Source organism: Halomonas korlensis (assembly GCF_900116705.1).
Taxonomy (GTDB): domain Bacteria; phylum Pseudomonadota; class Gammaproteobacteria; order Pseudomonadales; family Halomonadaceae; genus Halomonas; species Halomonas korlensis.
The window spans coordinates 161,445-181,843 of record NZ_FPBP01000006.1 but is presented as its reverse complement, the minus strand read 5'-3'; the positions used below and the strand labels follow the sequence as shown (position 1 = coordinate 181,843).

The 20,399-nt window shown below is 59.9% G+C and carries 21 protein-coding genes and 3 pseudogenes; 6 read left to right on the top strand and 18 right to left on the bottom strand.

Features of this window, described 5'->3' with window-relative positions; translation table 11 throughout:
- Position 1: 1 nt before the first annotated feature.
- The 8 genes from BM341_RS10230 to BM341_RS10195 are packed head-to-tail and all read right to left on the bottom strand — an operon-like array spanning position 2 to position 6,672.
- On the bottom strand, positions 2-514 hold the full coding sequence (locus BM341_RS10230; protein WP_245784243.1) for a metallophosphoesterase family protein: 513 nt from the start codon (positions 512-514) through the stop codon (positions 2-4).
- Positions 511-888: a hypothetical protein gene (locus BM341_RS10225; protein WP_089795550.1), complete on the bottom strand. Its 378-nt coding sequence runs from the start codon at positions 886-888 to the stop codon at positions 511-513. The genes BM341_RS10230 and BM341_RS10225 overlap by 4 nt, the downstream gene beginning before the upstream one ends.
- Positions 885-1,229 (bottom strand): Na+/H+ antiporter subunit G, encoded by a 345-nt coding sequence (locus tag BM341_RS10220; RefSeq protein WP_245784242.1) that lies wholly within the window; start codon positions 1,227-1,229, stop codon positions 885-887. The genes BM341_RS10225 and BM341_RS10220 overlap by 4 nt, the downstream gene beginning before the upstream one ends.
- Positions 1,226-1,495 carry a K+/H+ antiporter subunit F gene (locus BM341_RS10215; RefSeq protein ID WP_089795546.1) on the bottom strand — a complete coding sequence of 90 codons (270 nt, stop codon included), beginning with the start codon at positions 1,493-1,495 and terminating at the stop codon, positions 1,226-1,228. The genes BM341_RS10220 and BM341_RS10215 overlap by 4 nt, the downstream gene beginning before the upstream one ends.
- Positions 1,492-2,025 carry a Na+/H+ antiporter subunit E gene (locus BM341_RS10210; protein WP_245784241.1) on the bottom strand — a complete coding sequence of 178 codons (534 nt, stop codon included), beginning with the start codon at positions 2,023-2,025 and terminating at the stop codon, positions 1,492-1,494. The genes BM341_RS10215 and BM341_RS10210 overlap by 4 nt, the downstream gene beginning before the upstream one ends.
- Positions 2,022-3,545: a monovalent cation/H+ antiporter subunit D gene (locus tag BM341_RS10205; protein WP_089795544.1), complete on the bottom strand. Its 1,524-nt coding sequence runs from the start codon at positions 3,543-3,545 to the stop codon at positions 2,022-2,024. Before BM341_RS10205 ends, BM341_RS10210 begins: the two co-directional genes overlap by 4 nt.
- Entirely contained in the window at positions 3,542-3,880 is a 339-nt protein-coding gene (locus BM341_RS10200) for a Na+/H+ antiporter subunit C (protein WP_089795542.1), read from the bottom strand. The genes BM341_RS10205 and BM341_RS10200 overlap by 4 nt, the downstream gene beginning before the upstream one ends.
- Positions 3,880-6,672 (bottom strand): monovalent cation/H+ antiporter subunit A, encoded by a 2,793-nt coding sequence (locus BM341_RS10195; RefSeq protein ID WP_089795540.1) that lies wholly within the window; start codon positions 6,670-6,672, stop codon positions 3,880-3,882. Before BM341_RS10195 ends, BM341_RS10200 begins: the two co-directional genes overlap by 1 nt.
- 193 nt (positions 6,673-6,865) lie before the next feature.
- On the opposite strand from BM341_RS10195, the gene arfB reads away from it, so the two are divergent.
- From arfB to BM341_RS10180, 3 genes and pseudogenes are all read left to right on the top strand, one after another.
- Complete coding sequence (arfB, locus tag BM341_RS10190; RefSeq protein ID WP_089795538.1) at positions 6,866-7,276, top strand: alternative ribosome rescue aminoacyl-tRNA hydrolase ArfB; 411 nt, start codon at positions 6,866-6,868, stop codon at positions 7,274-7,276.
- Positions 7,277-7,335: 59 nt separating this feature from the next.
- A pseudogene (locus tag BM341_RS19525) lies at positions 7,336-7,425 on the top strand (transposase); the annotation flags it as partial.
- Positions 7,426-7,768: 343 nt separating this feature from the next.
- Positions 7,769-7,897: pseudogene (locus BM341_RS10180) on the top strand (transposase); the annotation flags it as partial.
- A gap of 87 nt (positions 7,898-7,984) precedes the next feature.
- On the opposite strand, the pseudogene BM341_RS19520 reads toward BM341_RS10180, so the two are convergent.
- The 4 genes and pseudogenes from BM341_RS19520 to BM341_RS19650 all read right to left on the bottom strand — a co-directional run.
- Positions 7,985-8,659, bottom strand: a pseudogene (locus BM341_RS19520) (substrate-binding periplasmic protein); the annotation flags it as partial.
- Positions 8,660-8,689: 30 nt separating this feature from the next.
- A complete protein-coding gene (locus BM341_RS10170; protein ID WP_217646208.1) occupies positions 8,690-9,427 on the bottom strand; it encodes an alpha/beta hydrolase family protein in 738 nt (245 codons plus the stop codon).
- A gap of 16 nt (positions 9,428-9,443) precedes the next feature.
- A complete protein-coding gene (locus tag BM341_RS10165) occupies positions 9,444-10,556 on the bottom strand; it encodes a DUF3182 family protein (protein WP_089795532.1) in 1,113 nt (370 codons plus the stop codon).
- Positions 10,557-10,736: 180 nt separating this feature from the next.
- Positions 10,737-10,865: a hypothetical protein gene (locus BM341_RS19650; RefSeq protein ID WP_281246494.1), complete on the bottom strand. Its 129-nt coding sequence runs from the start codon at positions 10,863-10,865 to the stop codon at positions 10,737-10,739.
- A gap of 305 nt (positions 10,866-11,170) precedes the next feature.
- On the opposite strand from BM341_RS19650, the gene BM341_RS10160 reads away from it, so the two are divergent.
- Complete coding sequence (locus tag BM341_RS10160; RefSeq protein WP_089795530.1) at positions 11,171-11,389, top strand: DUF2795 domain-containing protein; 219 nt, start codon at positions 11,171-11,173, stop codon at positions 11,387-11,389.
- Between the two features lie 108 nt (positions 11,390-11,497).
- Here BM341_RS10160 and BM341_RS10155 read toward each other — a convergent pair whose 3' ends face one another.
- Both BM341_RS10155 and BM341_RS10150 read right to left on the bottom strand, forming a co-directional pair.
- Complete coding sequence (locus tag BM341_RS10155) at positions 11,498-12,583, bottom strand: phospholipase D-like domain-containing protein (RefSeq protein ID WP_217646207.1); 1,086 nt, start codon at positions 12,581-12,583, stop codon at positions 11,498-11,500.
- Positions 12,584-12,696: 113 nt separating this feature from the next.
- Positions 12,697-14,007 (bottom strand): ATP-grasp domain-containing protein, encoded by a 1,311-nt coding sequence (locus BM341_RS10150; protein ID WP_089795526.1) that lies wholly within the window; start codon positions 14,005-14,007, stop codon positions 12,697-12,699.
- An 872-nt stretch (positions 14,008-14,879) separates the two neighbouring features.
- Here BM341_RS10150 and BM341_RS10145 point away from each other — a divergent pair.
- Positions 14,880-15,167: a con-10 family general stress protein gene (locus BM341_RS10145; RefSeq protein WP_089795524.1), complete on the top strand. Its 288-nt coding sequence runs from the start codon at positions 14,880-14,882 to the stop codon at positions 15,165-15,167.
- Between the two features lie 159 nt (positions 15,168-15,326).
- On the opposite strand, the gene BM341_RS10140 is transcribed toward BM341_RS10145, so the two are convergent.
- The 3 genes from BM341_RS10140 to BM341_RS10130 form a co-directional block, all read right to left on the bottom strand.
- Complete coding sequence (locus tag BM341_RS10140) at positions 15,327-15,533, bottom strand: DUF2795 domain-containing protein (RefSeq protein WP_089795522.1); 207 nt, start codon at positions 15,531-15,533, stop codon at positions 15,327-15,329.
- A 775-nt stretch (positions 15,534-16,308) separates the two neighbouring features.
- Positions 16,309-17,358 (bottom strand): proline racemase family protein, encoded by a 1,050-nt coding sequence (locus BM341_RS10135; RefSeq protein ID WP_089795519.1) that lies wholly within the window; start codon positions 17,356-17,358, stop codon positions 16,309-16,311.
- Between the two features lie 8 nt (positions 17,359-17,366).
- Entirely contained in the window at positions 17,367-18,542 is a 1,176-nt protein-coding gene (locus BM341_RS10130) for a zinc-binding dehydrogenase (RefSeq protein ID WP_089795517.1), read from the bottom strand.
- Between the two features lie 249 nt (positions 18,543-18,791).
- On the opposite strand from BM341_RS10130, the gene BM341_RS10125 reads away from it, so the two are divergent.
- On the top strand, positions 18,792-19,241 hold the full coding sequence (locus BM341_RS10125; RefSeq protein WP_089795515.1) for a phasin family protein: 450 nt from the start codon (positions 18,792-18,794) through the stop codon (positions 19,239-19,241).
- 122 nt (positions 19,242-19,363) lie between these two features.
- Here BM341_RS10125 and BM341_RS10120 read toward each other — a convergent pair whose 3' ends face one another.
- On the bottom strand, positions 19,364-20,332 hold the full coding sequence (locus tag BM341_RS10120) for a magnesium transporter CorA family protein (protein WP_089795513.1): 969 nt from the start codon (positions 20,330-20,332) through the stop codon (positions 19,364-19,366).
- Positions 20,333-20,399: the final 67 nt, after the last annotated feature.

Here is a 20,399-nt window from a genome sequence, read left to right as displayed (position 1 = left end):
CTCAGAGCGGCAGATGAATGATCGCCCCGCGCAACCCGCGCGCATCGGCCCATAGTTTGCCGAGGGTAATCGGCAGCGAGAAGCGTCGCTTGCCGGCTGCCCCGGGGTTGAACAACAGCCTGCCGTCCTGCCATTCGCAGCGCGGCTTGTGCGAGTGACCGTGAAGCACCGCGTCGCAGGCCGTGCGGGGGTCGTAATCGGCAAGCCGGTGAACCAGATGCAGCCGCCAGCCATTGACCACCAGGTCCTGGGTATCGGGAAGGCGCTCGGCCCAGGCCGCAGTATCAATATTGCCGCGCACGGCGTAGAGCGGTGCGATCCCTTTCAGGCGTTGGAGAATGCGCTCGTCGTCTTCGCGGTGACCTACATCGCCAAGATGCAGGATCAACTCGCAGTCGGCCAACAGGCACAGCGCCTCGTCACGTAACAGGCCATGGGTATCGGCGATCACCCCGATCGGCGAGGCGAGGGAGAACGAGGTAATGGTGGATGAAACCATCGAGTGCCGGCTCATGGTGGCATATCGCCCTGCCCGCGCTGTCGAAGGGCTTCTGCAAATTCACGCCGGTAGGCGGCGGCTTGCTCACTCGGCTGCGCCGGGAAGCGCCCCAACTCGACGGCAAGCTCGAAGAAACCTGCGGCGGGTACGCCCTCCCCCCGGCGGCTGACCACCAATGCCGCCACGAACGCCCTTCCCTCGCGGGCGTCCTCGCGCATCAGCGCTTCGAGGGCCGCGGCGACGCGCTGAATGGTGCCGGGCGGTTGCAGCCCGAGGGCGGTGGCCAACTGCTGGTAGGTCAGTGGCAGCTGGGCCTCGGGCGTCGTCTCGAGGATCTGCCGGGCCCGCTCGGCCAGCGAGGCGGGGCTGCCAGTGTCGGTGTCGATCATGGGCCTGGAGGATTTCGAGTGCGAGTGACGCACTTGAGGTGTCGACGCAGGGCAGCCTTGGCCATCATGTGGGCACTGACCGGCGCAGTGGCGAACAGGAACATCGTGACCAGCGCTTCCTGGACGGAGACCCCGCTTTGCTGATGGCTGAAATACAGCAGTGAGCCGATCAGCGTACAGCCCACGCCGAGCGTGCTGGCCTTGGTGGGGCCGTGCAGGCGCATGAACAGATCGGGGAGTTTCGCCAGGCCCCAGGAGCCGACGAGCGCCACGACGGCACCGAACAGCAGGAACACGGCGATCACCAGCTCCAGTAGCCAGGACATGTCGATAGTGTTCATTCGATGACGTCCCCCCGCAGCAGGTACTTGGTCATGGCGACGGTACTGACGAATCCCATCAGCGCGATCAGCAGCGCCAGCTCGAACAGCACGCCGAGGCCCATGCGGATATCCGCCAACACGATCAGAGCGATGCTGTTGATCATCAGGGTATCGAGCGCCAGGATCCGGTCGACAATGTCCGGCCCGATCACCAATCGATAGAGATTCAACAGGGCGCCGAGCGTGAACAGCGTCAGGGCGATCGGTATGACGGTGGCAATCATCGCAGGATGTCCTTCAGCGGTTGTTCATAGCGTTGCTTGATGCCGGCGATGGTGGCGGCCTCATCTTCCAGGTGCAGCGCATGAACCAGCAGCGTATGCGCCTCGGCATCATAATGGACCGACACCGTCCCCGGAGTCAGCGAGATCGTGCTGGCCAGGATGGTGATGGCAAACTCGTCGTCGAGCTCCAGCGGGTAGCGGAAGAAACCCGGTTGCAGGTGGCGCTCGGGCCGAAGAATGCGCACGGCGACGATCAGGTTGGACCAGAAGATATCCACCAGCAGCACCAGCACATAGCGCAAGACCCGCCAAGGCCGCTTGATCCTGGCTCGCTCCGGCCAGAAGGGATGGGTGACGAAGGGAATTGCCACGCCCAGCACCAGTCCCAGCAGCAGGTGAGCCACGCTAAAGTGATTGAGCAGCAGCCAGAGCAGCGCCAGGAACAGCGAGAAGAGCGGCCGCGGCAGCCAGAACTGCCGAGACCGCAGGCCTCGATTCAGCAAACGGCGAGAATGCGGCTGGGGGGTCACGGCGCCACCTCCCTGGCGAGACGGGCCGATTCCGGCAGCACGGTATCGATGTAGGCCTGTGGGACCAGCAGCTGCTCGGCCGTCAGTTCAAGGTAGTTGATCACCGGCTCGCCGAGGGCCGACAGGCCGGCGCTGACGCCGATCATCAGGCATACCAGCCACACGCAGACCCGATCCAGCGGTCGTGGTGCCGTCATCTTTCCCGGTCGCCAGAACCAGCCACTGCCGGCCCGGCTGACCGCAACGAGGATCAGCAGGGCCGCGGCCAGCAACACGCCCCACAGCCAGAAGCCCTGCGGCTCGCCAGAGGTGGCCTGCAAAATCCACAGTTTGCTGATAAAACCGCTGAAGGGTGGCAAGCCCGCCATGCTGATTGCGGCAATGAAGAAGATGCCACCCAGCAGCCAGCGGTGCCCCATGGGGGCGATATCCGAGAAGCGGTCGTAGCCCTGCTCGCGCTGTTGGCCCAGCAGGTCGGCCAGCAGGAAGAACACGGCGGTCATGCAGGTGCTGTGGATCAGGTAGAACAGCGCGGCGCCCAGGGTGGTGGCGGTGACGAAGCTGATCGTTGCCAGCAGCGTGCCGACGGACAGGATCACCAGGTAGGCGGTCATGGTGCGCAGGCTCGCCGAGCCCAGCGCGCCGATGCCCCCCAGCCCCAACGTCAACAGCGCCAGCGGCCACAGCCAGCCCCAGGCGACCTGGTTGGCCGGGCTCTCGCCCAGGCCGAACACCAGCAGGAACACCCGCAGGATGGCGTAGACACCCACCTTGGTCATGATGGCAAACAGTGCGGCCACCGGGGCGCTCGAGGCGGAGTAGGCCCGCGGCAGCCAGAACAGCAGGGGCAGGACCGCGGCCTTGATGCCGAACACCACCAACAGCAGCATGCTGGCGGCGGTCAGCAATGGCTGCCCCGCCGCGGGTGTCGCGGCGACCGCCAGCGCCAGGTCGGCCATGTTCAGGGTGCCAGTGAGGCCATAGAGGGTGCCCAGCGCCAGCAGGAACAAGGCAGAACTCACCAGGTTGATGATCACGTAATGCAACCCGGCGCGGCTGCGCGCCCGGCCACCGCCATGCAGCAGCAGCGCATAGGAAGCGATCAACAGGATCTCGAAGAACACGAAGAGGTTGAACAGATCGCCGGTCAGGAAGGCCCCGTTGATCCCGGCCAGCTGGAACTGGAACAGTGCGTGGAAATGCGCCCCCTGGCGGTCGATGCCGCGACTGGCATACAGCACGCAGAACAGGCTCAGCCCCGCGGTCAGCAACAGCATGATCGCGCTGAGTCGGTCGAGCACCAGCACGATCCCGAACGGGGCCTGCCAGTCTCCGAGGTGATAGAGCGTGAGCTCGCCTGACCCGGCGGTGCTGACGGCCCACAGCCCCAGCAGCGTCAGCATCACGGTACTGGCGATGCTCACCAACCGCTGCACGCCCACCGGCGTCGGGTAGAGCAGCAGCAGGCTCGCGCCAGTCAGTAGGGGAATGAGAATCGGCAGGATCATCAGATGCGTCACGGCCGGTCCTCATCGGGGTTTTCCCCGTCCACATGGTCATTGCGCAGTTCGACTGCGGCCTTGAGCGCCAGCACTACCACAAAGGCGGTCATCGCAAAGCCGATGACGATGGCGGTCAGCACCAGCGCCTGGGGCAACGGGTCGGCGGAATGATCCGCGAAGCCGACGATCGCCGGCGCACTGGTGGCCAGACGTCCCGACGCAAACAGGTACAGGTTCACGGCATGCGACAGCAGGGTCAGACCGAGGATCACCGTGAAGGTCCGGGCGCGCAGCAGCAGGTAGATTCCGCAGCTGGTGAGTACTCCCAGGGTGAGGGCATATAAAAGCTCCATCAGCCGACCTCCTTGCCGGGTCCGGAAACGGTCATCAACTTGCCCAGGTTGGCCAGGATCAGCAGCGTGGCGCCCACCACGGTGGTATAGACCCCCAGGTCGAAGAGCATCGCCGTGGCCAGTTCGAATTCTCCGACCAGCGGCCAGTCGAAATGCCCGAACGCCGAGGTCAGGAAGGGCCGGCCAAACAGCCAGCTTCCCAGGCCGGTGGCTGTGGCGATCAGCACGCCGCCGCCGATCAATGGCCGGAAGTGGGTAAGCATGCGCTCCTGCGCCCACACCAACCCACCCGACATGTACTGCAGCGTCAGCGCGACGGCGGTGATCAGCCCGGCAATGAAACCGCCCCCGGGCATGTTGTGCCCGCGCAGGAAGATATACGCCGACACCAGCAGGGCGATCGGCAGCACCAGCCTTGCGACCATGCTCAGCATAATCGGATGGGGCTCGGCGACCCAATGGCCGGCGCTCGAGCCGGCGACCCGCTCCTTGAGATGCAGGTCGCGGGTGAAGGCATAGACCGCCACCGCCGCGATGCCCAGCACGGTGATCTCGCCGAGCGTATCGAAGCCGCGAAAGTCCACCAGGATCACGTTGACCACGTTGGTCCCGCCGCCGCCCGGCAGGCTGTTGGCGAGAAAGAACGTGGCGATGCTCTCGTACGGCCGGGTGAGGATGGCGAAACTCAGCGTCGCAATGCCGGCCCCGACGAGGCCGGCAATCACCAGGTCGCGACCGAAGCGGGCACCCGACGACTCCTTGGGCGACTGCTGCGGCAGGAAGGACAGCGCCAGCATCATGATCACCACGGCCATGACCTCCACCGATAGCTGTGTCAGGGCCAGGTCGGGGGCCGAGAAACGGGCAAACGTCAGGGTGACGAAAAGCCCCGTCACGCCCAACAGCAGCAGCGCCGGCAGCCGGTAGTGATGGAACAGCGCGACCCCGATCGCGGACAGGCACAGCACAGCGGCCGCCACCGCTGTCAGCGGATCAATGGCGGTGAGCGGCAAGGGGCCGCGCCAGTCGGGCAACCGGATCAGCTCCAGCCCTACCAGGATCACCGCCGTGACCAGCAGGAACATCAGGTAGCGCTGCAGGGAGCCGTTTTCCAGCTGGTAGACGCGACGCTGGGACAGCTCGATGACCCAGCGCATGATCCAGTCGAAGATCTCCTTGGCATCCACCTCCGGCAGCCGGGCATGCAAGCGGAACAGCGGCTTGCGGATAGCGTAGAACAACAGACCACCGGCCATCGCCACCAGGCTCATCGCCATGGGCAGCGCTGCACCGAGCTGGTCGAACTCGTACTGCGGCAGCAGAGTCTGGCGAGCGGCCAGTACCGCCGGATGCACCAGCCACCGATAGGCCTCCGCCGGCATCAGGCCGATGACGAGGCTCAGCATGGCGAGCAGCGCGATGGGAGCCAGCGCCGCGTAACGCGGCTCCCGGGGCGGCCAGATCGGCAGATCGATCGGCTTCCCGTTGAAATAGACGTTATGGAAGATACGGATCGAGTAAGCCACCGAAAACAGCCCCGCCAGCGTCACCCAGACCGGAATCACCGCCACGGCCCAGTCGGGCGTGGCCAACTGCAGGCTTTCACTGAACAGCATCTTCTTGCTCAGGTAGCCGCTCATCAGCGGCAGCCCGGCCATGGCGGCGGCAGGAATCGCGGAGAGCCCCATCAGCACCGGCATGAATCGCCACATACCGTTGATCTTGCGCATGTCCCGCGTGCCGGTGGCCTGATCCACGTACCCCGCCATCATGAACAGCGGCGCCTTGAACAGGGCATGACACACTAGGTGAAAGAGCGCGGCCGCCATCGCCATGGGGGTGCCCAGGCCCAGCAGCAGGGTGATCAGCCCCAGGTGGGACACGGTGGAATAAGCCAGCAGACCCTTCATGTCGTGCATGAACATGGCCACGAAGGCGCCGACCATCAGCGTCAGCATGCCGGTCACGGTGACCAGGCTGAACCACAGCTCGGTATCCGCGAGCGCCGGGTGCAGTCGCGCCATCAGGAACAGGCCGGCCTTGACCATGGTGGCGCTGTGCAGGTAGGCCGATACCGGCGTGGGCGCCGACATCGCGTGGGGCAGCCAGAGATGAAACGGAAACTGGGCCGACTTGGTGAAGGCGCCGAGCAGCACCAGGCCCAAGATCAGCCCATAGTGGTCATGGGCCCGGAGCATCGGCCCCGCGGCCAGCACGTCGGTCAGCTGATAGCTGCCGACCGCCTGGCCGAGCAGCACCAGCCCCGCGAGCAGCATCAGGCCGCCACCACCGGTGATCACCAGCGACATCCGCGCGCCCCGCCGCGCGCCCTGGCTGTCGGTATTGAAGCCGATGAGCAGGAAGGAGACCAGGCTGGTCAGCTCCCAGAACACCAGCATGAACAGCAGGTTTTCCGATAGCACAATGCCCAGCATCGCCGCCATGAATAGCAGCATGAGCGTAAAGAAACGGCCCGCGCCGGGCTTGCCGGCGAAGTAGTAGCGCGCATACCACACGATAAGACAGCCAATGCCGATGATCAGCATCGCGAACAGCCAGCTCAGCCCATCGAGGCGAAAACTGAGCTCGAGCCCCAACGACGGAATCCAGGCCAGCCGCTGCACCTGGGTGACACCGGCCAGCACCTCGGGGAGCCATGCCAGCAGCAGAACGAGGCTCAATACCGCGGGCAGCGCCGCCATCAGTGCCAGGTTGCGTGACGTCCCTTCACGCTGCCAGGCGGTCAAGCAGGCGCCCAGCAGGGGGATCAGAATGACAAGTCCAAGCGACATGAGAACTCTTTTGACTGTTGGGTCGTAAAGACGAAGACACGCTGCCCTCCGTATGGCGCCAAGGGGTGTCCGCGCGACTCATGAAGGATCCAATCCCGCATATGCCCTACAATACGCGTTCGAACGTCGTCTTCTATTGGTCAAAAGCCTTAAACGGGCGCGCGCGCCACCTCACATCAAGACGAGACACACCATGCTGACCATTTCCAATACGGTGGAACTGGGCGACTGGGAAATCGATATCAGCCAGATCCGCGCCCAGGGTTCGGGCGGGCAGAACGTCAACAAGGTCGCCTCGGCGGTGCATCTGCGTTTCGATATCCTCCACTCCAGTCTGCCGCCCTTCTACAAGGAGCGACTGATGGCGCTGTCCGATCAGCGCATCAGCAAGGAAGGCATCGTCATCATCAAGGCACAGAGCTTTCGCACGTTGGAACTGAACAAGGAAGATGCGCTGAAACGCCTCAAGGCGTTGATCCGAAGTGCCGCGAAACAGCACAAGACCCGCCGGCCCACCAAGCCCACCAAGGGTTCCCAGCGTCGCCGGGTCGATAATAAGACCCGCAAGGGCAAGACCAAGTCGCTACGCGGAAAAGTGTCGTGAATCGCCCCGGGTTTCGTAGACACCTCCAGGCCTTATACTGAAGGCACCCAAGAGGTCCCATGAGCCACCAGCGATATACCGAGGAATTCAAGATCGAAGCCGCCAAGCGGGTGACGGAACGAGGCCACCCCGTCACGGAGGTGGCCGCCGCCCGGAGGTCCCGTTGAGCTTCACTCTGTCTGCCGGGCATCGGGCCGATTCACATCAGTTCATCGGTCTGCTTGAGTAGGTACATCTGCCCGGTGATCGGGGACGTCCTCGCAAGCGCTGTCGGTACGTGGTCGTGGACCAGGGCTACGACAGTGATCCACTGCATCACGACTGCACCCGCTTCGGCATACGTCCGATCATCGCCCGGCGCAGCATACATCGCTGCCCTCGGCGTGGTCTGCCCTATCAGTTCGCCCCCCCCCCCCCCGAAGTACTGTAGTGGTCCAATGAAACCGGACACCAACGTAGATGGTAACATTGCCACCGTTCACGAGGTGTCTAATGACCAGGAAACGACGATCTTTTACACCGGAGTTCAAGCAGGAAGCGGCCTGTCTGGTGCTTGACCAAGGCTATTCTGTTGCCGAAGCCAGCCGTTCTTTGAATGTCGGCGAAAACGCCCTCAGGCGATGAGTAAAGCAGCTCTCTGAAGAGCGTGGCGGGGTGACTCCCCAGTCCAAAGCGCTGACCAATATTGTCGTAACCGTTGAGATGACGCTGCATGGTCATCATCCAGGCGTTCTCTCCCTTCGGCAGGGCTATGACATGCTTGTCGGTGGCCAGTTGCCAATCGCCCGGCTCAAACCCATGCGCCCTGAGCCACCAGCTTGGCGCAGCCACTGCCCCGTCGGTACCGGCGAGGTTAGCCTCCTGCACCGGCCTTGCCCCCTCGTCGCGTAGCGGCTTGTTGAAGTGACCCACGGGATGCATGGCAACTTTTAGGTTTTCAAGCGAAGCCGGCAATTCCTCACCCTTGGGAACGCCCACGGTATAACGGCTTGCGTAATAGGGCTTGGTAGACGCGGCGAACGTGCTAAGGCGTGAGTTCTCGGTAAACCCGCAGGCAACCAGATCGAGCTGGCCATGTTGCAGTGCGGCTAGTAGGTTGCTATCGCTATCCCAATGCCATTCAATTTCCGCATTCAGTTCTTCAGCGAGTTCCTGGATGATCTCCGGCTCGAGCCCGGCAGGGCCGGCATCAGTACGTATCACCCAAGGGGGATTTTCCGCCAGCCCGACATTCAGCACACCGCCGCGTATCTTCTCGGTGGTATGCTCGATATCGTTGGGAAAGCCGCAGCCTGCCAATGCGGGCACCGCGACAATCAGTAGCCTTCCAGCCCACCCCCAACCGCCATTCCTGAGCCCCTGTTCGCTTCGTCGGATCTGCATATCAACCTCCTGATCTACGCATGATTCCGCTCAGGGGGTGCGTAACAGGCTCGACTCCATGAAGCCGATACGTCGCCCGACGATCATTTCCATCGCCCAAGAGGAGAGGACGGACGTATAGGCCTGCTGGCAGGTTTCGCTACTCATGGCGTGATCGGCGCCATCCACGATGCGATGCGTCAGCGAGTGTGCCTTCTCGAAGGCCCGGCGATAGTTCATGATGGTTTCGTGCGGAATCAGATGGTCATGCTCGGCCTCGACGAGCAGGACATCCCCCTCGAACCGCGAACAAGCGGCCAGCGCCTTGTTCTCTGTCGGATCCACACGTGTGATGCGATATTGAGCGAGGTCCTCCCGGTCGAGGTGGTGCTTGGCCACATCCCACTCCGCATTCCGATACAGCGCGGGCACACTCAACGCCAGCCATCTCACCGGACGCTGTGTGGTCAGCATCGAGGCCAGATAACCACCGTAACTGTTGCCCATTACGGCAATTGCGGAGCGATCGATATCGGGGTTGTCGGCCAGTACGTCGTAAGCCGCGATAACGTCGCGTAGGTTATCCGCCCGGCTGACGGTCTGTTGCTGCGCCATTGTTCCGCCATGCCCGCGCAGGTCGAAGGTCAGGCAAATACAGCCAAGGGCGGCGATGCGCTTGGCCAGAATGAGGTCGCTCTCCTGGCTGCCACCCCAACCATGCACGAACAACACGCCGGGCAGCCTGGATTCAGGTGAAAGAACAGTTCCGTTAACCTGTTCGCTCTCCACCGCTATCTTGATCCTTTCACTGCTTGTCGTCATAAGCGTTCACCGTGACGCACTTTGTTATCGGCCCTACGTCTGCATCAACCCCGCTATAGAGAATGGTGGCATCCGAAGGTGGTGTCTTCTTCGTGCCGTAGATTTCATGCGATGAAGCGCTTACGACTCGCGGGGCCGGTGTCGCTTGCAGGGCTTCAAGCGCAACCACTTCGGCGCTGCTCGCGCCACCGATGCGCCACGACTGCTCCAGCACACCGACTCGCCGATTACCCCGTGCATCGCTCCCGCATGCCACATCGTAGTTTCGGCGCGAGGCGAAAAAGGCTGGAAAACACTCTGTCGCCGCCGTGTCGAACACCAAGGCTTGCGCTATCACGCGTAGGATTTCCACGGGAAGCTCCAACGCAAGCAGCGCTTCGAAATCGCCCCTGGTGACTACCAGATCCGTGCCGCCGTAAACCATGGCACCTTCATTGTCTTCGGTGAGGTGCTGCGTACCGTAGTAGGAAGCCTGGTATTCCCCAACGCGGACCTGCCCGACGCTATAGGTCGTGACGTCAGCGAGATGCTCTTCGAGCACAAGGCCATGAATCGCCACTTCCTCGGCATCCAGTGTGTTCAATACTCGAGTGAGGTCAGCAGCATCGCTAACGGCGGCCTGCCCTCGTCCGGCGGTGGCCCGTACCGACTTGATGCGCGCCGGACCGCACTCGAGTAGGCGCAGTCCCGCCGCATGGGCATCTTCAAGGGAAAACGCCGAGTAACCGGTAAGCACGGCGTCGCTCACTCGCCGGCAGAAGTCCTCGGACCATCCCGGCGGTGCTGTCGCATGGTTACCACACAGCGGATGTGCGATTGCCTTGGTGGCCATGAAAGGTTGCGATACGACACCGCCGAACAGGTCATGCTCATCCCGTATACCCAATCGGCGGGCTTCATCTATAACGATGGCATCTATCGGGACGAAATATAGTGATTCCCGGTAATTTGCGGAGGCATCATACTCACCGGCAAAAGCCCGCCCCAGGAGACTGGCGAGACGCCGAGCAACCTCGTGGTGCGAAGTTCGCTGATGTTCGGGTTCCTGTTCAGGCCCCGTATAAACGACCACGCTCCCTCGCTTTTCTCGTGTCATTGACTTTCCTTGTCGTCCCGTGATGCCGCCTCGCCTAGGCTACAGTCCTGCAGCTAGAACCTCCGAGTTTAGGCCACCTCCCTGCGGCGCGAAGCCTCCTTGGGCAATTAACCACCCAGCAGCCGCAGCAAACTCTCCTTAAAAGTTGCGCCCGCCGCTGTTGCTGTTCCTGCCTCCCTTCTAACCGCCCTTCAGGACGGTATCAATATAGAATTCTTTTCCATGGGCTTGCGAGGTAGTATCTCCACTTCTCTTGCCCGCTTCATTAACACCCCTGCTTTCGTTGCTTGCCCTGCGCTTGTCAGCCATGCCGGCCTCCGTTTCGCGATGGCAAATGGTTCAAGGCAGCGGTATATTCATGAACCCTAGGCCAACTACCTTATATTAGCCAATTTACTTGATACATATGTTTTTTAAAGAAGAATAAGGGTAGGTTAAAAACTAACTTTTATTTAAATTCGGTTAAAATGAAAGCTTACCCCTGTAGGCAAGGAGAAATTAAATAAGCAAGAGTAGAACGTACATCCAAATACCTTGTGCCCTCGGTCGATGCCTTCTATTTATCAGAGACGGGAACATGCTCGCTATCTTCTGGCTTAATAGGAGGAAAGCTCATGACACGAGGACTCGGTGGCCAATCCCCCGCTAACGTGACGCATCACCTTAGTGGAATAGATTTTCCTGCAAGCCGCACCGGCCTTGAGCGACATGCCAAGGATAACGGCGCAGGAGAGGATGTCCTTGATATCATACGCAACATGCCCGACCAGGAATATGGCAGCATGGCCGATGTAACGTCGGGAAAAAGTTTACAGGGATCATCTACAGCCTAGCGGACCGCACCGGACTGGGAGTCGCTACCTTCTTTTTCCACGGTGGGGCACTAGCAATTGCTATGAAAAGTTTCTCGAACAGCGATGCCTACATGCCAAGCCCTTCCATCACGTCTGGTTTCGAAACAGGCTGGCGACTGTGGTCTTTGCCCTCCTGAACAGATCAAGCTGGTGGTAATCTTCGGCATGCATTTCCATAGCGCGAGTACGGTCTTCTTCAAAGTGGCGGTCGAGTTCGCTCAACACCGCCTCGTCCAGAATGAGCAAGGCCAACTCGTCATCCTTGCTCATGGAGCGCTGATCAAAATTGGCCGACCCGACACAGGCGACCACATCGTCTACCGTGATAATCTTGGCGTGCAGCATGCTGGGCTGGTATCTCCACATCCGGACTCCCGCCTGCATGAGCGGGACGTATTCATCTTCCTGCGCCAACTGGGCCATCCGATGGTTGTGATGCGGGCCAGGAATCAGGACCTGTACATCCACACCGCGCTGGGCCGTCTTCTTCAGGAGCTGCACCATCGCAGCGTTAGGCACGAAGTAGGCCGTGGTGATGCGCACCTTATGACGCGCCAGAGTGAGCAAGACATGAAACAGGGTAGCGATGGGACTCCAGTTCACCGCAGCGGTCGTCTTGACCACCTGGATATGGCTCTTGCCAAGCGGCTGGAGGGTTTCGGCGTAGCCGATCTGGGTCACATCATCTTGCATTGGCCGGCCAGCCTCCACCCAATTGTCGAGGAAGGCGGCCTGTAGCCCGGGGACAGCGGGCCCTTCAACTTGAAAATGGGTGTCCCGCCATTCGTTGGGGTTGCGTGCATCGCCCTCCCACTCCTCGGCAATGCCGACCCCCCCGGTAAAGGCGATTCGTCCGTCGCAGACGAGTACCTTTCGGTGTGTGCGGTTGTCCAATTTCCAAAATTGCCAGCGGGCAGGTGGGCGGAACCACGCAACGTGCACACCCGCTGCCCGCATCTGTTCGATCAGCGACTTCGACATCTTTAGTGCCCCGATAGCGTCCAGGATGACACGCACCCGTACCCCGGCCTTGGCGCGCTCTATCAAGGCATCGGCGAACCGCCGTGCCACAGCCCCCTTCCAATAGACGAAGGTGAGGAGATCCACGCTGAAGCATGCTTGACGGATGGCCTCGATCATGGGGGGAAATATTTCGATGCCGTTGCGCAGCACTCTTACTCGATTGCCGCCGCTAAAGGAGTGACCTAGGGTTCCCTCCAGCACCTTCTGGTACTGGAACGAGTTAACCTCGGCGCCTGAAGCGCGTAGGCATGGCTTTGTCGAAATCACTGTTCGCTTTGTTCCAATACGGGGTCGAACTCAAAATGCAGGGCATCCAGGCAGGTGCGGTACCGCTCTCGTAGCGCCTCGTGGCTATCCGCACCAAGATAGATCGTACCGATGTGATACGAAAAGCTGTCTTGATTCGGCAGGTCACTCAGCTGCATGCCCGGCGCGATGTCCAGCTTGATCATGGTGCCAGGAAAGCGCTCGCTGAGTTCAGCCAACTCTTGCTGGCTGGGTACGCGCTTGACGATGGCATCCTCGTGCTTATGGGGGATGAGACATTTAGCGGCTACCGGAAACTGGCCTTGCCGATTGACTAACGAGGGGCGCTGTCCCAGGGCAATGTCAAGGGCCACCTCGTGGTTGGACATGCCGTCGACCATGATGAACATTTCGCTATGCGACTGGGAAATGCGCGTATTGAACTCGACCAGCCACAGCTGATCGCTCTCCTCGTCCCACATGAACTCGGCATTGAAGCAACCGTTGTCAAAGCCGATATGCTCGAGGAAGCGCTTGCTGGCATCTAGCATTCGCCGCTGAATCCGCTCCGGCAGGCTGGAAGGATACTCCAGGCGGTCGAACAGGGTGGCGCCTTCATCCACGGGCTGGTCGAACACCCCGTGCACATTGAATTCTCCTTGGAACATGGTGCCCTCCGGTGCCCCCTGTATGCCCGAAATAATTTGCTCGGCAATACAGGTGTTCCCGTTGGCCTGTTGAATCTCGGGAGGCAGTTCGATGTGGCCAAGTGCCTCGTTGAACGGATCGCCAAAATGATGAATCGTTTCACGCGTCTCGCTGATAGCCGTATGAAACTGCTCTGCATTCTCGATTTTGAAGCCAAGCTGGGAGGAAAAGGCCTTGACCGGCTTGAGCCAGAACGGATAGTCGAGCGTTACCTGCCCCAGAGGATCCGCCGCGAAAGGGTCGACCGAGCAGAAACCAGGCACATGTTCAGGGATCACTTGCTTCTGTTCCATCCGGCTCCAGTATTTGTGTTCGCATTTAAGCACACTCTCAAGCGGCGGAGCGGGGATGCCGTAATCCTTGCACAGGATCGGCACCAAAACGCTGGTAGGAAAATCCCAGTGGGCAATGATGCCATCGACAGAGCCAACAGTGTCGAGGGCCTGTTGCAGCTCGTGGCGGGCCTGTTCAAGCAGCCGGTCAAAAGAAAACGATTCCGGTTCGACCAACGTTTCCACATCCAGTAAGCCATAAAATGCAAGCTCTTCTGCACTACGCAGTGTTTCGAGTTCTCTGCGTTGCTGTTTCTCCAACGCCGGGATAAATACGTTACGTGTCATCTTTCTGCCTCCATGGCTTTTTACAAGCGCTTGGCCAAGCCCGCTTGCTTTCCTAGGTATATTTTGCTCTTAGTATCTCGCCATTGCGGTAAAAAAAATTATTATATATTTCAATATCTTAAAAGAATTTCTTTCCTTTTATCAGGGGCGCTTTCTACGCTTCGATATACCAGCGGGTTAACCGTAGTACAGCCCCTTGTGAGGGCCACGCAGCGATCCACCAGTACCCGCTTGCGATGAGCGCGAGTCAGGAGGATGCTCAGCCGCCCATAAAGAGCGGATTAAACAAGCGCAGGGCCATCCCTGCCCGCATGAGCCGCGCTCAGTCACGGTGTTTCTGGCCTTTGGCACCGTAGCGGTCGAGGAGCACCTGGACATGAACGCCACGATCGGCGACCTGGACCAAGGCGCCGACGATCAGCGAGGCGTCCGGACGCAAACAGGTATTGTTCGAATAACACCGACTCGTTAGCCGTTTCGATGGCTGACATTATCGCTGGCGGGTAGTGCTTGGCATCGGAGAGCAAGGTGATTGGTTGCCGCTTCTCCAGGCGTGAGGCATCTGTGTCCACCTTGTATAGCATATGGCCCATGATGTACGACTCAACGAAGGGTAGTAGTTCGCCGTGTCAAGCCAATGTTGATGCAGGATACCCAGCGCCACTCCTGATATCGTTAACTCAGATTTAAATAAGTAACACAGAAATTAAAAAATTAACGTTTAAACACGTATCAGGAAACTAAAGGCTTGCAAGCTACCGAATAGCGTCTATTCTAAAAACTCCAGGTTGATACATGCTTCGCAAGGTAAGCGAGCTAAGCGTTACCAAAATGTATTAACTTTTGTTAAGGACGACTGTAAGGAGACTATCATGGCTGATAAACGCAAAGACGATAAGGGTATGTCAACAAGTGAAGCGGGCAAGAAAGGTGGCGAAGCGACATCACAGAGCCATGACAGGGAGTTTTATGAAGACATAGGCCATAAAGGCGGCCAACAGAGTGGTGGTAATTTCGCCAACGACCCGGAGCGAGCCTCTGAAGCGGGTCAAAAGGGTGGCCAACAGAGCGGTGGTAACTTCGCCAATGATCCTGAAAAGGCCTCTGAGGCTGGCAAGAAAGGCGGCGAACACAGCAGAGGAGGCGGCCGCAATTCTTGATGGGCCAAGCAAGCGTATGACGGTGACCTGATCGCTTCAATGTCACTGTTTCGAACGTGTATCACAAGGCCAGAGGAACTTCCTCTGGCCTTGTTCGTTAACGGCCGATCTCGCTTGCGACATTGACGATTCCCTTGTTTCGCGACGTCTGCGCGAGTGTCACTCGGCCTCACCCACTCCTTTCAATACGTCTGCCATGTCTTCGTACTCTCTGTCAGGCATGTTGCGAACCACTTCAAGAATCTCATCGTCGGCACCATTCTCTTGGGCCTGTTGCTCAATATCCGCGCGCGAGGCAGGAAAATCGGTGCCTTTGAGATGGTGCGTCACGTTCGCAGGGGAATGTCCGCCAAGACCACGGGTCATATCAGCCTCCTTTCCATGGAAGAGTGAAAACAGGGATAACCCTCATCCCTGTCTGTCAGCGTAGAAGCGAGCCGCCGCTGACACAAACTGGATGTGAGACGGCAGCGGTTTTTCAGGGTGGATCGCCATGTTGAGACCATTCACTTCAATCGCTATTTACTGTTTCTCTATAGTAAAATATCCTCATCGAGACCATGCTACGAGTGAAAAACAATTGTTAAATATCTAGCATGCCGAATTTAAAACATAGCTAAATGCGTTACCTTCAATTTTTTGAATTAGAAGTATAAGCGTAAAGAAAAGCCTGTTTTTCTATGGATGATGCTTGCCGAGCTATAATCAACCTGCTAGTTTTTTAAACATACCAGGCCCGCTGCACTTAGCGACCCACCCCGGGTCGCTTTTTTATTGTGATAACCAGCAAGCGCTGCAAGGCAAGTCGCCGCCTATAAAAGGCAGGCCCTATGGCTAGCCTGCCTTGCAAAGAGAGTCCTGGCGGCCTTCAGTTAGGCACAATAGCTCACCTGAAAGGCCGTAGCAGGGCACAGACCAAGGTTAATGATTGATGAGGCGTGGACATTATGGTCCATTTCACCCCTGCTAAATCGCAAAACCCATTGACACGCCCTGCACCTCTCGAGCCTATTTGCTGCGTGCGCATAATGGACGTCAATACTGCCATCATTCGTAGGTAAACAATCGACGAGATCGCTCGCTGGAGCCAAATGACCGTGGACGAAAGAGAGGCCGTCTAGGTGCGCCTGGAGACGACCACTCAATCCGCCCCGGAGTGGCGGCTGCTGAGGATATGATGCAGGCCGAGGCACTCCACCAGCGAGTCCTCGCAGTTGATGACGATGTCGGAACGTGCCAGCACATAGCTCTTGCCGGTGATGGTGTTCTCCACCACCTGATGGGGGCCTTCCTGATGCAAGTTGGTGAACTCGCCGATGAAGCCCGTTTCGCGCAGCGAGACGGTTTCAAGCTTGTCGCCCTTCTTGAGACGGCCCTCGTAGTGCATCAGCGCCAGGCGCGCGGAGGTGCCGGTGCCGGTAGTGCTGCGACAGATCACGTCCTGATGCACATAGGTCGTCGACCGCGAGCGATAGAAATGATCGGAGACCTGCTCCACCGGCCCCATGAAATGAAGGAACGGCAGCGGCCCGACATCGCCCAGGGTGTAGTGGGAAAAGCCCTTCTCGGCCTGGATCGCCTCGACGATCGCGTGGGCACAATCGCTCAGGCGTCGCTCCTCCTCCCTGATCAGTGAGAACCCCAGCTCGGTGGCATCGACCAGGGCGTAGAAACCGCCGCTGTAGGCGATGCTATAGGTCACCTCGCCCACAGTGGGCACGTGAATGCTGGCCCGGTAGGTATCGATGTAGCTGGGCAGGCCCTCGCAGGTAATCGCCTCGACCACCCCGTTCTCGACCAGGGCCTCGATCTGCACCAGCCCGGCCGGGGATTCCAGCATGAAGCGCTGACGCCCTTCCTGCTTGGGCACGATGCCGCTCTCCAGCACCGCCGTAGCGGTGCAGATGGTATTGGAGCCAGAGTAGATGGGATAACCCATCACTTCCATGATGATGTAGCCCGTCTCGGCCCTGGGGTCGGTGGCGGGCACGATCAGGTCTACCGACATCTCGGGAATCCCGTAGGGCTCGTTCAGCAACAGCTTGCGCAGTCCATCGGCATCGTCCCGCAGGTATTCCATCTGCTGCCTGACCGTCGTACCGGGCAACGGGTCGATACCACCGACCACAATGCGGCTGACATCGCCTCCGGCATGGGTATCGATCAGTTGCAGTGTCAGTTCATTACTCATGGAAATCCTTAACGGGCGTTGGCGGATAGTGAATAGCGCGCACCGTGTTCCTGCCATTGTGAGTCCGGCACGATCACGATCTTGCCCAGGTAGTTGCTGCCACGATTGACGAAGTAGGTTTCGGCCTCGTGCAGGTCGGAAAGCTTGAAGGCGGCGTGCAGCACCGGCTTCAGCTGGCCGGCGCGAATCCAGGTCACCAGTTGCTCGGCCTCTTCGCGGGTGCCGTGCGACACCCCGAAGATCTGCACCTGGTAGAGATAGATGCGCGTCCACATGATCTCGCTGACATTGCCGCCACTGGCCCCGGCGATGCTCAGCCGTGGGTAGCTCTCGCGACTCGCCATGTCGAAGATCATGGCGTCGATGAAGCGGTCGGTCATCTCGCCGCCGACCAAGTCCATGACCGCATCGATGGGGCGGCCGCCGGTCAGTTCGCGCACCTTGTCGGTGAAACCTTCCATGGATGAGCGGTCCAGCACGGCTTCGGCGCCGAGTTCAAGCAAGGCGGTGGCCTTGTCCGGCTGGCTGAGCGCATAGGGAATCGCCCCCATGATCCGGCACAGCTGGATCAGTGCCGTGCCTACCCCGCCGCTGGCGCCGGTAACCAGTATCCGCTCGCCGGCCTTCACGCCGGCCGACGTCAGCATGTGCAGCGCCGTCTGGTAGGAACACATGCCCATGGCGGCGAGTTCGGCATCGCCAAGCTCGGGGTTTTCCACCCGGTGGAACTGTTCCGAGGGCACGGCAATGTACTCGGCGTACCCGCCATCGGCGCCATGGCCGTAATAGTCAGGCATCAGGTTAATGTCACGGCGCGTATCGGGGTAGAGGTTAAAGTCCAGCAGGCCGCGATGCCCGATGCGTTCGATATCCACGCCTTCACCCACGGCGACCACGCGGCCGGCCACGTCGGCCCCCTGGATACGCGGAAAACTCAGCGTCGGCGTGCCGCCCATGGCGAAGGAGGCCACCTCGCCCTTGTCCTTGGTGGGATAGAGTCCTTCGCGCGCCTTGCGGTCGGTATTGTTCTTCGCCGTCGCCGTTACCTGCACCAGCACTTCGCCCTTGGCAGGCCGGGGCGTGGGTACGTCCTGGCGATAAACGAGCTTGTCAAGGCCGCCATGGCCGGTCAGCAGCATGGCTGCCATGGTCTCGGGAATCTTGCTGTGCGTATCGGAAGCCATCGGCTGCCTCCTTGCGTTGGCCAGTCTCTCAAGGCCTGACAATAGCAAACTTTGCCCCACCTAACAGGGGGTTCCGGGCGTCGCGAAACGCCTTGACGAGAAAATCCTGTGCCTTCCTGAATAAAACTCCGCATCTTGATGTTGCACTGCACCAATCGCTTTGCTATTGTGCATTGCAACAGAGACGAGGAAGGCATCGGGAGACACCCAGGGCCTTCTAGATATTTAGAACCCTCAGGAGGGTCAACCATGAAAAACTTCGACACCACCCAGATCACCAATCAATTCGAATCCATGTTCTTCGCTCCGGCTCGCGCCTATGCCGAGCTGTCCGTGGACTACACCGAGAAGCTGATCAACGCCCAGCTCGACGCGGGCAAGGCTTACTCCGACACCAGCCTGGCGCAGCTGCGCAACCTCATGAACGTCAAGGATGCCGAAGGCCTCCGCGAGTACATGGAAGGCCAGCAGCAAGTCGCCAAGGACCTGACCGAGCGCCTGAAAGGCGATGCCGAGAAGGTCGTGGCCCTGCAGCAGGACTTCGTCAAGGACAGCCAGAAGCTGACCGAAGAGAACGTCAAGCAGAGCCAGAAGCTGGCCGAAGAGAACGTCAAGAAGACCCAGAAGGCTGCCGAGAGCAACGCCAAGCAGGCGACTGACAGCACCGATACCAGCGCCAAGACTGCCAAGTCTGCCTGATCCAGGCGCCGGCCATGCCGGCGTACTGAAGGGTTAATGCCAAGAGCCGCCGATCATCGATCGGCGGCTTTTTTGTGGGTTAAACGCCAGTAAAGACAGGCAGCCCTGGACACTCTCCACCGCTAGAGCCAGCGCTTGCGCCGGAACAGCCACAACAGCCCCAGCCCGATAGCCAGCATCAAGCCCATCAGCATGAAGTACCCATAGCGATAACCAAGCTCCGGCATGTACGCGAAGTTCATGCCGTAGATGCCGGCGAGGAAGGTCAGCGGCACGAAGATAGCGGTGATGACCGTGAGCACCCGCATGGTGATATTGAGCTGATGCGAGGACAGCGAAATGTAGCCGTCGATCAGGTCGCCGCAGATGTCGTAGTACATCTGGGTCAGGCTGTGCAGCCGTTCGAAGCGCTCATGCACATCGTTGATAGCGTGCAGGGTGTCCTCGTTGTCGCGCGGCAGATGCGAGTAATCGTAGGCGGTGAGTTCCTGGGTGATGCCGACGTGATAGTTGAAGACCCGCCGCATCTTTACCAGCCGCGAGCGGTAGGCAATGATCCGGCGCATCAGCGCGTCGCTTCCCGCATCGATGAGTTCATCCTCCAGATCGCTGAGCTGGTTCTCGAACTCGAGCAGACTGTCCAGATAGAACCCCGCCGAGACGTACATGACCCTGAGCGCGACATGCTCGGGGGAGCGACGCAGCAGCGTGCTGCCCTCGTGCACCATCAGGCGGTCGATGCTCAACGCGGTGCCGGGATGCAGGCTGATGAGAAAGCGCTCGCCGAGAAAGAAGGCGACCTGCTGGGGGACGAAGTTGAGCTCGGCATCGAACGACGAGATCCCCCGATAGAGAATCAGCGTGTGGTGCTCGAACTCCTCGATCTTGGGCGGATGGCGCTCGCGGTGGGCGTCGTCGATGGCCAATGGATGGCAGCCGAACGCCTCCAGCAGCTCGCGCTCGCGGGCCTGAGGCTCGCCCTGGAGGTCGATCCATAGCCGGCTCTGCGGGGTTTCGCGAAAGCGCGCCAGCAGCTCCTCCCCGCCCCGGATCACCTCGCCATCGGCATCGAGCAGTAGCGTACGTATCATCGTTTGGTCATCCTCGGACGAGACAATGACTGGCAAGATACGCAAGCGGCTGGGCTTTGCCCAGCTT